Source organism: Ruegeria sp. CDSC085, assembly GCF_059610465.1.
Window position 1 is genome coordinate 93,979 of the sequence record NZ_JBXWNR010000005.1, and the last position, 13,988, is coordinate 107,966.

Sequence of the window (13,988 nt, forward strand, 5' to 3'; positions counted from 1 at the left end):
TTTCGAGTTCTTTGAGAGTGGATTATAGGCAGTCTGCAACCGCGCGTTTGGTCAGGACCGAAACGAGATGTGCTCGGTATTCTTTGCTCCCATGCAGATCCGCAATCATGTTTGCTGGGTTCACGCGCAGGTCCATAAGGGCATCAGGGCGAAATTCTTTGTTCAGCGCCTGTTCAGCCTCGGACCACCGGAAAACTCCGTCCTCGCTCGCGCCGGTTACAGCGACGCGTACTCCGTCTGCGAAGCGGGCCAGGTAGACCCCGACAAGCGCAAAACGCGACGCCGGCTGCAGAAACTTTTGATAGCTCGCCGCTTGCGGTACCGGGAAACGGATCGACGTGATGATCTCTCCTTCATCCAGCGCGGTCGTGAACATTCCCTGGAAATAGTCATCGGCTGCGATCTGGCGTGTATTGGTCACAACAGTTGCCCCTGATCCCAACACGCCTGCAGGATAACAGGCCGCAGGGTCATTGTTGGCAACCGAACCGCCAATGGTCCCGCGATTGCGCACCGCCGGATCGCCAATCTGACCGGCCAGCGCGGCAAGCGCAGGATGCACTCCTGCAGCCTCGCGAGCCACCACGGCGTGCGATGTCGCCCCACCGATCGACACCGATCCATCATCCTCGACGCAAACGCCTTGCATCTCGGGAATTCCGCTCATCGACACCAACTTGGAGGGGGCCGCCAACCGTTGCTTCAACGTGGGGATCAGCGTCTGTCCGCCTCCCAACGCCTGCGCATCTTCGGCCGTCAGTGCGGCAACCGCATCAGCAATGGTCGAGGGTTTCTCAAACTCGAAACTGTACATTTCGTTTTTCCTTTCCGAAAGGCGCGGATCCGCCCTTCATCTGGCTAAAAATATCTCGGGGGTCCGGGGGCTGGCCCCCGGTCCGCCCTCTCCTCTCAGCTGTTCATCGCCGCCCAGACGCGCGACGGGCTTACCGGCATGTCGATGTGGTCCACCGCCTTGCCCCCCGAGTTCAGCGCATCAAGAACCGCGTTCACCACTGCAGGTGGCGAGCCAATCGCGCCGGCTTCGCCGCAGCCCTTCACGCCCAATGGGTTGTGCGTACAGGGTGTCTGGCTGGAATGATCGACACCGTAGAATGGCACGTCATCCGCACGCGGCATCGCGTAGTCCATGAAGGACGCGCTTAGAAGCTGACCGTTTTCATCGTAGGCGCAGTTTTCCAGAAGCGCCTGACCGATACCCTGACCGATACCACCGTGCACCTGACCATCCACGATCATCGGGTTAACGATGTTGCCGAAGTCATCTGCGGCTGTGAAGGCTTCGATGCTGACCTTGCCGGTCTCGGGATCAACCTCGACTTCGCAGGCATATGCCCCGGATGGGAAGGTAAAGTTGGCCGGGTCATAGAAAGCAGTTTCTTCCAACCCGGGCTCTACCTCCAGCGGATAGTTGTGCGGGACATAAGCTGTCAGAGTCACATCACCCCAGGCCACTGATTTATCAGTACCCGCAACGCTGAACTGACCGTCCTTCAGCTCGATATCTGCCTCGGACGCTTCCAGCAGGTGGGCGGCGATCTTTTTGGCCTTGTCGATCACCTTTTCGGTCGCCTTGACCATCGCCGAACCACAAACCGCGAGGGAACGCGAGCCATAGGTGCCCATGCCAAACGGAATCTTGGACGTATCGCCATGCACGATCTCGACCATCGACTCGTCGATGCCGATCATGTCGGCCACAACCTGCGGGAAGGCGGTCTCATGCCCCTGACCGTGGCTGTGCGCGCCGACCATGACGCTGATCGAACCGGTGGCATTCACCCGAACGGTCGCGGCATCATAAAGACCCGCCCGGGCCCCCAGCATGCCAACGATGTTCGACGGCGCGATACCGCAGGCCTCGATATAGCAGTTGATGCCAAGGCCACGCAGCTTGCCCCTGGCTTCGCTTTGCGCGCGGCGCGCCGCAAAGCCTGCCAGATCTGCAGCAGCCTCAAGCTTGTCCATCGTCCCATCGTAGTTGCCCGTGTCATATGTCAGCGCCACCGGCGTGTCATAGGGGAACTGTCTGATGAAGTTCTGGCGGCGCAGGGCAATCGGATCGACACCCAACTCACGTGCGGCCTTGTCCACCACACGCTCCAACTGGAACGTTGCTTCGGGGCGGCCTGCACCGCGATAGGCGTCCACCGGCACCGTATTGGTAAACATCGCCTTCACGTTCACCTGAATGACTGGCGTCTTGTAGTTTCCTGCCATCAGCGTGCCGTGCAGCCAGGTCGGAACCGAACTGGAGAATGTCGACAGGTATGCACCCAGATTGGCGTATGTGTTGGTGCGCAGCCCTACGAAATTGTTGTCGGCATCCAGTGCCAGCTCGATCTTGCTGACATGGTCACGGCCATGGGCATCGGACATGAACGCCTCGGACCGGCTCGATGTCCATTTGACCGGGCGATTGCAGGCCTTGGCAGCGAAGGTGCAGAATGCCTCTTCCGCATAGTGGAAGATCTTGGTGCCAAAGCCACCGCCCACATCCGGGGCCACTACACGCACCTTGTGCTCGGGTAGGCCCAGAACAAAGGCGCACATCAGCAGGCGGATCACATGCGGGTTCTGCGACGTGGTGAACAGCGTATATTCATCCGTGCCACGCTTGTATTCGCCTACAGCGACGCGCGGTTCCATCGGGTTGGCAACCAACCGGTTGTTCACCAGATCCAGAGTGGTGACGTGGGCCGCGTTGGCAAACACCTCATTCACCTTGGCGTCGTCCGCTTCACCCAGCTGCCAGTCATAGCAGACGTTGTTCTTCAGATCGTCATGGACCAGCGTCGCACCCTCTTGCGCGGCGGCTTTCATGTCGATCACGGCAGGAAGCTCTTCGATGTCCACATCGATTGCCTCAGCCGCGTCGCGTGCCTGTTCCAGACTGTCGGCCACAACGGCAGCAATGGGATCACCCACATGGCGTACTTTGCCCTGCGCCAGAATGGGGTGAGGCGGCTCCTGCATCGGCGCGCCGTGCTTGTCGGTCACTTCCCAGCCGCAGGGCATCCCGCCCACGCCTTCAAAATCCTTGCCGGTAAAAACCTTGACCACGCCCGGCATCCCTTCGGCTGCCGATGTATCCAGGGATTTGATACGGCCATGTGCGATGTCGGACCGCAGAAAATGTACATAGGCCTGGCCATGTACGTTGATGTCGTCGGTGTAATTGCCTGCTCCGGTCAGAAAGCGTACGTCTTCACGCCGCTTGGAACTGGCTCCGATGCCACTGTCTTTGGGCATTGCTTGTTCTCCTCCCATAAACGGATGCTGTAGCATCCCTTACTCATCCCACGGGCGTAACGATCACGCCCGCAGCGGCATCATTCTGCAGCTATGCTGCCAACGTCCTGACCGGATGCGGCCATGATTGCTTTGACGATGTTATGGTACCCTGTACAGCGGCACAGATTGCCTTCCAGATACTTCCGGATTTCGGCCTCGGTCGGGCGTGGGTTCTCTTTCAGCAGCGCTGCCGCACTCATCACCATGCCCGGCGTGCAGAATCCGCACTGAAGGCCGTGGTGATCCTGAAAGGCCTGTTGGATAACGTTCAGCGAACCATCCGGCGATGCCTGACCTTCAATAGTTCCGACATCAGCGCCATCTGCTTCAGCAGCCAGCATGTTGCACGACTTCACCGCCTCGCCATTCACATGTACCACGCATGCGCCACACTGCGCGGTGTCGCATCCCACATGCGTCCCCGTCAAAGACAGATGATCGCGCAGAAAACCGGACAACAATGTCCGGCCTTCGACTTCTCCGCTCACAGCTTTGCCGTTCACGGTCATGGAAATCTTCATGACTTTCTCCTCCCTGAATTCCAAAGGTTCAACCGCCTAACACGCGCTTGAACCAACCTTTCTTTTCTTCCCCGGCCTCTTCCTCGTCCGAGGGTTCGGGCTCGGGTGCATCCTGAGGTTCGACCGCATTCTGGAAGTTCTCAAAGAACTGGTCGGCCATTTTTCTGGCAACCCCATCAATGACTCGCCCCCCCAACTGAGCCAGTTTACCGCCGACGCGCGCATCAACCTTGTAGGTCAGCAGCGTACCTTCCGGGACATCCGACAACGTGACGTCGGCCGCGCCCTTGGCAAATCCGGCGGCTCCTCCCTTACCTTCACCCGATAACTTCACGCTTTCAAGCGCCACGAGATCAGAAAGGGTCACAGAGCCTTTGAACGTCGCTTTGACCGGGCCTACTTTTTGCACGACGGTGGCCTCGAACCCGTCTTCGACCGAGCCTGTCATCTCCTGACATCCCGGCACGCATTCTTTCAGAACCTCTGCCGACAAAAGCGAGTCCCAGACCTTGGATCGCGGCGCGGCGATGACGCGGCTGTCACTAAGTTCCATTTCACTTCTCCCAGTAATTTTTGTTACGCTACGCGGTGTTCACCGCCATGCCTATAAGACCTTGGGTGTAGTCACCGCAGCGCCGGGGGCAAATGCGTAAGACCATGACGTTCGAAGATTTCGGCGATGCGCCCGTCCTGCAACGCTGCATTGATGGCATCATCAACAGCATAGCTGAGACCGCGGTAAGCGAAATGAACTGCCACACCGCTGGTCCATGAGCTGACTGCGAAGCCGGGCAGGGGTGGGGCATGGATGTCCAGCGCCGGGGTCAGTCCGGCTTCAAGTTGGGCACGTGGTCCCATGGCCGCCATTGTCTCGCCGACGGCAAGCGCCTGCATTGCCTCAGCAGCGGTAGGATATCTGTGCAAGTTTTGGGCCAATTGACCGCCAGGAAATGCCGACAAATAGAAATCGGCAATCGAATCATTCTCTACTGCGACGGTGTCGAACCGGAAATACGCAGGAACTGGCGGGTCGTCTGGATAGGCATCGCGGCTATATGCGATGGCGATTTCCTCGTCATGGTATTGCCCGGTGAAAACCACCTGTTCGACCCGGCAGGCGAATTCGCTGTCATACGGAACGTGCAACATCACATTTGCGACCCGCCCATTGATCAGGGGTCCCTTCCAGATCCAGTTGCGTAGGTCGGCCTCAAGGTTTTCTCCGGCAGCCACCAGATTGAAACGCGCTTCAACATCCAGCTCCTCGGCAATCAACCTGCCTATGTCGATGTCCACGCCCTGTATCTTGCCGTCCTTCTCATAGGACCATGGTGGGAAATCGTCATAGGCGGCGAATTCGATATAGCCACGCTCGACAATGGTATCGAGATCAGCGCCAACGATATCCCGGCTGGCGTTTTGTGGTTTGGGTTGAGGCACATGATCCTCGCATCTGGCCATAGCCATCCCGGTTGAAAGGGTGGCAGCCAACAGGGAGAGAAAAAGTGAGCGTCCGATCATGTGCCTCAGTCTGCCGCCCTATTGCGCGGCAGACAATCCAATTGTCAGTTGTTCTGCTGCTTCCGCGAAATCAGGACTGTCGCCCGAGATCAGAACAGCGGCACGGAAGGCCACGCTGTCAGCCACAGGGGCACCCGATCCTGTTTCTATGGTGCTTGCAATCTCGTTGAGCTCAGACTGAAGGGCAGCGGCATCGCCTTCACCGCCATCGGCCATAGAGGCCAGCAGGTCGCGGATTTCCTTCAGGCGGTCACTATGATCGTCCAGCGCGCCGTCATCGGGTCGCGTTTCGATATAGGTGCGAATGGCCCAGGCGGCCTTTTGCCCCAATAACTCTCCGAAGGCCGGCATCTTAGTGATCCCGTTCTGAGTATACCCTTCGCGGAACCGCTCCATATACCATTCGTCGCCGTATTCTTCAGCCTCGAGGTAGCGCAGATCAGGTGCCAAACCGCCGGAAACCACGCCCAACCCATGGCAGCGCGCGCAGTTTTGATTGTATCCGGAATCGCCTATTTCGATGGCGGCTTGCCAAACGTCCTCACCCTGATCGCGATAGGGGTTTTCGATCAACCATTCCTCACCCACATCCGGTAAGGCATCTGTATTCACAGGTTGCGGGGCGACATCTCCGTGCGCAAACGCCATACCGCCTGCGGTCAGGGCAGCCAGCGCTGTGTTAAAAAAAACAAGACGCATCGTCTCCTCCTTCTGATGCTTACCCCGGTCATAGCCCAGGGACAAACGCCATGAAATTCGACCTTGGTTGCAGATGAGCCAATGCTTGCGACTAAGGTCGAATGGCATGCCACCCAAGGACCCATTTTAGTGGAGCAGCATCGGAGGAGGAGCAAACACGGCCATGTTTTTTCGCGTCTTTGCAACTCTTGTTTTGTTACCAATGGTGGCCGCGGCTGAGGTTGCCGTTTCTGTTGTCTACCTGCAGCAACAGGTTGAGCGCCCACCGGTTTTGTCCAACCTTGATCAAATACCTGAAGACCTTGGTGCGGCAGGTGCGGAACTGGCACTGACAGACAATCTGACGACGGCCAAGTTTCTGGGTCACAAGTACGAACTGACAGTTATGACGGTCCCTCAAGACGGTGATTGGCTGGCCGCAGCGCGCCAGGCCCTGTCCCAGACAGGCTTCTTGATTTTGGACGCTCCGGCGCGGGCGCAACTGGCTGTGGCTGACCTTCCGGAGGCTGCCGAAGCCATCTTGTTCAACGCGTCTGCACCTGATCGCGACTTAAGAGATACCACCTGCCGCGCCAACCTGCTGCACACTATGCCGTCTGACGCGATGCGCACGGACGCACTGGCACAGTTTTTGGTCAAAAGACGCTGGGACGATCTGGTTCTGATCACCGGAGAGCACGTGTCGGACGTGGCCTTTGCAGACGCCTTCAGACAGTCGTTGACCAAGTTCGGACTGGAACTTCGTGCAGAAAAGACCTGGCGTTTTGATGCTGACCTGAGACGTAATGCGGCCCAGGAAGTTCCAGTTTTTACTCAGGATTTCGGGGATTACGATGTCTTGCTGGTAGCTGATGAACTGAACGACTTTGCCCGTTACATACCGTTCAACACGTGGGAACCAAGACCGGTTGCAGGTTCGGAAGGGTTGCGACCGGTGACGTGGTCGCCCGTGGTCGAGCAATGGGGGGCGGTTCAGTTGCAGAGCCGGTTCGCCGATCAAACAGGACGACCGATGAGGTCAATCGACTACTCGGCATGGGCTGCGTTTCGGTCATTGGGCGAGGCCGTGACCCGAACACAGTCTGGCGATCCTGCTGTTCTGCGGGAATACATTCTGTCGGATAGATTTGAATTGGCGGGTTTCAAGGGCCGGGCGATGAACTTTCGTGCCTGGAATGGCCAGTTGCGCCAACCAATCCCTTTGGTGACAGAACGGGCTGTCGTGGCCCTCGCACCGCTCGAGGGTTTCCTGCATCAACGAACGGAACTGGATACGCTTGGCATTGATGAGCCCGAAAGCCAGTGCACGGCCTTTAAGGAGGAATGAAGATGAAGGTAGCTACCCTTTTGGCTGCAACAGCATTTTGCGCTCCGGCAGCCGCAGATGAAATCTGGGTAAGCAACGAAAAAGACGACACGCTCAGTGTGATCGACATCGAAACGTTTGAAGTGATCCGCACCCTTGAAACCGGTGAACGGCCACGAGGGATCACGTTTTCCAAGGACTACTCCGTTCTTTACATCTGTGCGTCAGACAGCGATTCGGTGCAGGTAATGGACCCCGAAACCGGAGAAATCCTTCATGATCTGCCGTCGGGCGAAGACCCTGAACAGTTCGTTTTGCATCCCAATGATCAGCATCTGTACATAGCCAACGAAGATGACGCGATCACAACTGTCGTCGATACGGTGTCGCGGAGCGTGATTGCCCAGATTGACGTGGGCATCGAACCTGAAGGAATGGCGGTTTCACCCGATGGAAAGATCGCCATCACCACGTCCGAAACCACCAATATGGCTCATTGGATTGATACCGAAACACAGGAGTTGTTCGCCAACACTCTGGTCGACTCACGCCCTCGCCACGCTGAATTCGTCAAAGATGGAACCGAGCTTTGGGTCAGCTCTGAAATCGGCGGCACAATCACTGTTTTTGATGTGGCGACACAGGCCGAGAAGGCCAAAATCGAGTTCAAGGTGGATGGTGTCCACCCTGATCGGGTCCAGCCAGTGGGCTTTGAATTATCGAACGGGGATGAAACCGCCTTTGTTGCTCTGGGTCCGTCGAACCACGTGGCTGCCGTTAACTCGGAAACTTTCGAGGTCGAAGATTACATCCTGGTCGGGCGCCGCGTCTGGCACATGGAATTCAACGCGGACAAGTCGCTTTTGTTCACCACAAACGGCGTGTCCGGGGATGTCACCGTTATAGACGTCGCCAAACGTGAACCCATCAAAACGATCAAGGTCGGGCGCTTCCCTTGGGGTGCAGCTTTCCGCCCGACGAATTAAGCACTTTCAGGAGACCCGAAAATGAAGCATTTTGCCCGCTCAATTGCCGTGCTGGCCGTGGCGCTACCCAGTTTGGCGCTGGCCCAGGATGACAAAGGCTTTGGTCTGGCTGGCATTCTCTCAGCTAAAAACAAAGAAGACTTATCGCCAATTACTCTGTCTGCCGGTGTGCCTCTGGCTGATGCCCCTTGGGAATTGAAGTCCGGCACGTATTACGAATTCGAGATTCACGGTGACGGCAGTCAGGAGTTGGCGATCACCGGCTCCGAATTCTTCCGCGCGATCTGGATCGACGAAATCGTCGTCGAAGGTCTGGAGATCCGTCCTCTGGGACTTGATTCCATTGAGTTCGACGAAGCAGGCGAGATGGAAATAGGCTTTGTCGCGCTTAAGCCAGGCAGTTACCATCTGAAGGTGCCGGGAAGCACCGGGGAAACACAGCGACTCGAAATAACCATTAAGTGACAGGGCTTTCGGTCCAAAACGTCAATTACACCTTTGGTGGAAAACGCGCTTGAAGACGTAAGTATTCACGTCCCACAAGGCGGGTTTGCGCGCTGTAGGGGCCTAACGGTGCAGGTAAGGCGACACGGTTTTCCCTCCTCACGCGGCTGTTTACTACAACGCAGGGATCGATCGAAATCGCTGGCTTTGACATCACATAGCAGCCGAGGCTGGCGCTGGTCAGGATCGCGGCCGCCTTCCTCAGCAGACGCCTGTGAAGAGGTCAAAAAAGGAATGCCGTTGCAGCAAGGGGTCCTGTTGAAAATCGGTGCGCCGACACGAAGACCGGATTGATCGCACTAGGCGCTATCCTCATTCGCGAAGCTTTGCGCGTTCATCCGTTATCAAACAGCTTGAAAACTTCGCGGGTGTGATGAACTTCCTCATCTTGCCGATGTTCTGTCTGTCTTCCGCGGTTAATCTGTCTTCCGCGATTAATGCACTTTGGAAAATGTCAAAAAGTTCAGTTTTATCGCGCGATAGCTGCGCGTTCTTTCCCTTCTCCCATGCTGTCGAGCCGCCCTTAAAGGCAATTCAATGCATAGGCGTTTTAAGGGAAGATCTTTGCCGGAGTAGTTTTTCTTTGGTGGTCACTGTGGGGATACGACCCGTCACGCGGGATCAAGCGCTCAAAGGATTATCGCGTCTACGACCATCGCAGGCGTGAATTTCCGAACCCGGTCGGCTATTGTGGTGGCCAGATGGAGGGTTTGATCATGTTCCGCACCGCCACTGTTGCACTGCTTTTGTCCACAGCCGTCTCAGCCCAGACGGTTGAGGACGAATACGGCACGCTTAATCCGCAAGACACCGGGTGGGGCAAAGTCATGAGCAATATCGAAAACGGCGTCACCGATATGACAACCTGTGCGACAGGCTATTACATGACGAAGTCCGGCCGTCATGATATGGCACGTACCCTGTTCAGAACCTGTGCTGAGGCAGGTTATACCGGCGCGATGACATGGATGGGTCAGTTGGACAATAACGGGCTGGGTGGTCCCTACGACCCTGACGCGGCTGCGGCATGGGACAAACGCGCGGCTGACCTGGGGGACCCGGTGGGCAAGTTCAACTTCGGTCTCAATCTGCTGCGTGGACATGGCGTTGTGAAAGACGAAAGGCTCGGGCGAGCTTATGTCGACGCGGCTGCTCGGGACGGATTGAAAATCGCCAAACGCTTGCAGGACTCGGGCTACGACCCGAACGAAGTAACCCCTGATGCGGATGAGTGGAAATACGCGCCTCTATTCTGAATCCTCGTTTTTGTCAGATTTCTACGACCAAAGGATAAGGCTCGGCGGCGAATTTCTTGATGTGAGTCAAGCCGCCCAATGATGTGCGGCATGTATCCTTGCACAAATGTCGGAGGATCACATGAAACACATCATCCTTTCCCTCGGTTTGGCCGCATTTGCAGTCTCACCATATCCTGTTTTTGCCGAAAGCACTTTTGATAAGGTCAAGGTCGAAGCTGGAGAAACGCTGTTTTACTCGGAATGCAGACGCTGCCACGCCCCTGATTCCACTGACCCCGGCTATGGGCCTCCACTGGACAATATCTTGGGTCGGGCCGCCGGAACCGTCGAAGGGTATGAGTATTCCGAAGCACTGGCCGGGTCCGGGATCGTCTGGACGCCCGCAGCGTTGCGGGCATGGATGGAAGATAACGACGGGTTCATGCCTGGCACAAAAATGCGCCATGTCGGGATCGAAGATCGCACGGTTCAGGACTTTATTTTGGCGTATCTGGGCAGTATCTCGGCTCAGTAGAGCTATTCGATGACAAGCCGAGGCAGCCAGTGGCTGTCCGGTTCGGCTTGGTGAATGTCCTTGTCTGTGACCGGCCTCAGTTCACCCTCAGCCGGCGGGACCGCCAGCAGACCCATATCCATTTCGTGCAACTCTCCGACCAGTCGATCACCATCGATCCGGAGCTGATAGTAAACGCCGTTCCACATATTGATGCCGTATTCGGTTGCACCTTTGTGGATGAACAAAAGGTCGTATTCCAGATCGGTCAGATCACCTACAGAAACCTTACGTTGCAGAGCGTAGGGATAAGGGACATGGCACCAGTGTTTGTCCGGTCCTTCCAGGCATCTAAACGGACGCATGGACAGGAAGTGTTCGGTGAACGGTCCAATGGCAAGGTCGATTTTGTAAGCAGAAAAGGTACCTTCCGGGCTAAAGCTGATGTTCCCGACAAGGGTTTTGCCCGCCCCATTGCCGATCAAAAATACCTGCTTTTTTCCGCTTAGTGGGTCAGCGCTGGCCGGCAGACAGGCGGACCACCCCAATACGATAAGCCCTGCAAGAACTTTCTGCATCGTTTCCTCCGAGCCCCAAAAACACGCACCACACTAGTTGAAATCCGTGACTCCCTCCCTACGACCATTGTGCAATTTCGCCGAAAGACCCCCTTGCGAATAATACTCACGCCCACAGCTCCGACCTGTCGGGGATTCGGCGTGGAGGGAAGACACAAGTCTAGGGAGGACACCGATGAACCGGTTTATAATGGTGACGGTCGCAAGTGTGATTGCAGCGGGCGTGGCCCATGCAGAAGTTACTGAGGACGATCTGGCCAACGACCAGACTATTACGACCCAGGTCGTAACAAACGGCATGGGGCGCCACTTGCAGCGCTATAGCCCGCTGGACATGCTGAACAAGGACAACGTCAAGAACCTGTTGCCTGCCTGGGCATTCAGCCTTGGTGGTGAAAAGCAGCGTGGGCAGGAAACCCAGCCGCTGATCTATGACGGCATGATGTATATCACCGGTTCGTATTCGCGCCTGTATGCGATTGATCTCGAGACCGGCAAAGAGGTTTGGCAATACGATGCGCGTTTGCCCGAAGGCATTCTCCCGTGCTGCGACGTGGTGAATCGCGGTGCCGCCATTTACGGTGACAAGGTGATATTCGGGACGCTTGATGCCCGGATTGTGGCTCTGAACAAAGACACCGGTGACGTTGTGTGGCGCGACAAAATCGCTGACTACAAGGCGGGGTACTCTTACACAGCTGCTCCGATGATCGTCGACGGGCTGGTGATTACCGGAAATTCCGGTGGTGAATTCGGCATAGTTGGCACCGTGCAGGCCCGTGACGTGGACACCGGCGATTTGGTGTGGGAACGCCCGGTCATCGAAGGCCATATGGGTACGCTGAACGGTGAAGAAAGCACCATGACAGGCGAGCTAAATGCAACATGGCCCGGCGACATGTGGAAAACCGGCGGTGGTGCGACCTGGCTGGGCGGTTCCTATGACGCGGACACGGATACGCTTGTTTTCGGGGCCGGAAACCCGGCACCGTGGAACTCGTGGCTGCGTAACGCGGGTACGCCGACGGAAGGAAATACCGGAGACAACCTTTATGCGGCCAGCCGCATTGGAATCGATCCGAAAACCGGCGACATCAAGTGGCACTTCCAAACGACGCCACGCGAAGGTTGGGACTATGACGGTGTAAATGAGGTCGTGGCCTATACCGACCGTGAAGGAAACAAGCGTTTCGCCACCGCTGATCGCAACGGGTATTTCTATGTTCTGAACCGCGAAGATGGCGCCTTTGTTTCAGCCAATCCTTTTGTCAAGGATATCACATGGTCGTCCGGCATTGATGAGACCGGCCGCCCGATCTTTGTCGAAGACAACCGCCCTGGCGATCCGGCGTCAGCGGCTGATGGCAAGAAGGGTGAAGTGATCTTTGCGTCGCCTTCTTTCCTTGGCGGCAAAAACTGGATGCCGATGGCCTTCTCGCAGCGTACCGGTAACTTCTATGTGCCATCGAACGAATGGGGCATGGATATCTGGAATGAGCCTATCTCCTACAAAAAGGGTGCCGCCTATCTGGGCGCAGGCTTTACAATCAAGCCAAACTACGAAGATCACATCGGCTCGCTCAAGGCGATTGATCCGGATACCGGGGAATGGAAATGGGAATACAAGAACGATGCGCCGCTGTGGTCAGGTGTGATGACGACGGCTGGCGGGCTGGTGTTCTTCGGCACGCCTGAAGGTGAGTTTATCGCGCTGGATGACGAAACCGGTGAAAAACTGTGGTCGTTCCAGACCGGCTCGGGCATCGTCGGCCAACCCGTTACGTGGGAACAGGACGGCGAACAGTATGTCTCGATCATTTCCGGCTGGGGCGGCGCGGTTCCGCTCTGGGGTGGTGAGGTGGCCAAGAAGGTCAACTACCTGAACCAGGGTGGTACCTTGTGGACCTTCCGCCTGCCGAAGGAACTGGCTTCGGCTAACTGACCCAGGACGATACAAAGCTCTGACGCGCGCCCCTGATCCGGGCGCGCGTTTTTATACGACCTTCCGCCAGTATGCGTGGATTTCTTTCGTTGCTAGGATTGGTTAGGCTGGAGACCATTTGAATGCAAAAGGCTATACCCAATGCTTGCTGAATCCGCCGCACGAAACGATTTCGAAAAAGTGCTGATCGTTGATGACCATCCTTTGTTTTGCGACGCCTTGTCGATGACTTTGCAAAGTGTGGCACAGATTGGAGAAATCCACACGGCAGACCGGCTGGAGGGCGCGATGGATCTGCTGGCAAGTGGACTGAAACCTGACGCCGTTATGCTGGATCTCAACCTGCCGGATGTGGACGGGCTGGATGGCCTTATCCGCTTGAAGGCGGCAGCAAATGCTCCGGTAATTGTCGTGTCATCGCTGACCGACAACCGCGTCGTCAGTCAGGTGATACAGGCCGGTGCATCAGGCTATGTCCCCAAGCACAGTCAGCGAGACGTGTTCCGCACTGCATTCGAGACAGTACATTCCGGCGATGTCTTTGTGCCTGAAGGCTGCGTTTTGATTGACGGAACGGAAGAGGACGAACACAGCGACGCGGTAAATCGCCTTGCAACGCTGACAAATCAGCAGGCGCGCATCCTGCAACTGATCTGCGAAGGCAAACTGAACAAGCAAATCGCCTATGACCTGTCGATTGCTGAAACCACGGTCAAGGCACATGTGACCGCAATAATGCGAAAACTGGGTGTACAAAGCCGCACACAGGCGGTTCTGATCGCTAAGAAGGCGTCCTTTGCCAGTGTCTTGCAAGACCAAGGCTAAGCGTCATACTCTCAAGTCATCGTCGCGCTTTTAGGGAGGAGG

At 56.6% G+C, this 13,988-nt stretch carries 14 protein-coding genes and 1 pseudogene; 8 read left to right on the forward strand and 7 right to left on the reverse strand.

Features of this window, described 5'->3' with window-relative positions:
- Positions 1–22 precede the first annotated feature (22 nt).
- From AC2FJB_RS09850 to pedF, 6 genes are all read right to left on the reverse strand, one after another.
- Positions 23–814: an FAD binding domain-containing protein gene (locus tag AC2FJB_RS09850; protein WP_496670795.1), complete on the reverse strand. Its 792-nt coding sequence runs from the start codon at positions 812–814 to the stop codon at positions 23–25.
- A 95-nt stretch (positions 815–909) separates the two neighbouring features.
- Positions 910–3,270 (reverse strand): xanthine dehydrogenase family protein molybdopterin-binding subunit, encoded by a 2,361-nt coding sequence (locus AC2FJB_RS09855; RefSeq protein WP_496718190.1) that lies wholly within the window; start codon positions 3,268–3,270, stop codon positions 910–912.
- Between the two features lie 80 nt (positions 3,271–3,350).
- Entirely contained in the window at positions 3,351–3,833 is a 483-nt protein-coding gene (locus tag AC2FJB_RS09860; RefSeq protein WP_117873381.1) for a (2Fe-2S)-binding protein, read from the reverse strand.
- A gap of 28 nt (positions 3,834–3,861) precedes the next feature.
- The gene (locus AC2FJB_RS09865; protein WP_117873379.1) at positions 3,862–4,386 is read right to left on the reverse strand and encodes an SRPBCC family protein; all 525 of its coding nucleotides are present in this window, start codon (positions 4,384–4,386) and stop codon (positions 3,862–3,864) included.
- 71 nt (positions 4,387–4,457) lie between these two features.
- Positions 4,458–5,354: a substrate-binding periplasmic protein gene (locus AC2FJB_RS09870; protein WP_496718191.1), complete on the reverse strand. Its 897-nt coding sequence runs from the start codon at positions 5,352–5,354 to the stop codon at positions 4,458–4,460.
- A gap of 18 nt (positions 5,355–5,372) precedes the next feature.
- Positions 5,373–6,053, reverse strand: coding sequence for a cytochrome c-550 PedF (gene pedF, locus AC2FJB_RS09875; protein WP_117873375.1), 681 nt, complete (start codon positions 6,051–6,053; stop codon positions 5,373–5,375).
- A 163-nt stretch (positions 6,054–6,216) separates the two neighbouring features.
- Between pedF and AC2FJB_RS09880 the strand changes: the two genes are divergently transcribed.
- The 6 genes and pseudogenes from AC2FJB_RS09880 (at position 6,217) to AC2FJB_RS09905 (ending at position 10,622) form a co-directional block, all read left to right on the forward strand.
- A complete protein-coding gene (locus AC2FJB_RS09880; protein ID WP_496718192.1) occupies positions 6,217–7,380 on the forward strand; it encodes an ABC transporter substrate-binding protein in 1,164 nt (387 codons plus the stop codon).
- A 2-nt stretch (positions 7,381–7,382) separates the two neighbouring features.
- Positions 7,383–8,345 carry a YVTN family beta-propeller repeat protein gene (locus AC2FJB_RS09885; protein WP_299898225.1) on the forward strand — a complete coding sequence of 321 codons (963 nt, stop codon included), beginning with the start codon at positions 7,383–7,385 and terminating at the stop codon, positions 8,343–8,345.
- Between the two features lie 21 nt (positions 8,346–8,366).
- Complete coding sequence (locus AC2FJB_RS09890; RefSeq protein WP_496683013.1) at positions 8,367–8,810, forward strand: cupredoxin domain-containing protein; 444 nt, start codon at positions 8,367–8,369, stop codon at positions 8,808–8,810.
- 110 nt (positions 8,811–8,920) lie between these two features.
- Positions 8,921–9,010: pseudogene (locus tag AC2FJB_RS09895) on the forward strand (ABC transporter ATP-binding protein); the annotation flags it as partial.
- 555 nt (positions 9,011–9,565) lie between these two features.
- Complete coding sequence (locus AC2FJB_RS09900) at positions 9,566–10,105, forward strand: SEL1-like repeat protein (protein WP_117874053.1); 540 nt, start codon at positions 9,566–9,568, stop codon at positions 10,103–10,105.
- A gap of 121 nt (positions 10,106–10,226) precedes the next feature.
- Complete coding sequence (locus tag AC2FJB_RS09905) at positions 10,227–10,622, forward strand: c-type cytochrome (RefSeq protein ID WP_496718193.1); 396 nt, start codon at positions 10,227–10,229, stop codon at positions 10,620–10,622.
- Between the two features lie 2 nt (positions 10,623–10,624).
- Here AC2FJB_RS09905 and AC2FJB_RS09910 read toward each other — a convergent pair whose 3' ends face one another.
- Complete coding sequence (locus AC2FJB_RS09910) at positions 10,625–11,179, reverse strand: hypothetical protein (protein ID WP_117873365.1); 555 nt, start codon at positions 11,177–11,179, stop codon at positions 10,625–10,627.
- A gap of 175 nt (positions 11,180–11,354) precedes the next feature.
- Between AC2FJB_RS09910 and AC2FJB_RS09915 the strand changes: the two genes are divergently transcribed.
- Together AC2FJB_RS09915 and AC2FJB_RS09920 are read left to right on the forward strand one after the other, a co-directional pair.
- Positions 11,355–13,121 (forward strand): PQQ-dependent methanol/ethanol family dehydrogenase, encoded by a 1,767-nt coding sequence (locus AC2FJB_RS09915; protein ID WP_496718194.1) that lies wholly within the window; start codon positions 11,355–11,357, stop codon positions 13,119–13,121.
- A gap of 141 nt (positions 13,122–13,262) precedes the next feature.
- On the forward strand, positions 13,263–13,946 hold the full coding sequence (locus AC2FJB_RS09920) for a response regulator (RefSeq protein WP_299640774.1): 684 nt from the start codon (positions 13,263–13,265) through the stop codon (positions 13,944–13,946).
- Positions 13,947–13,988 lie beyond the last annotated feature (42 nt).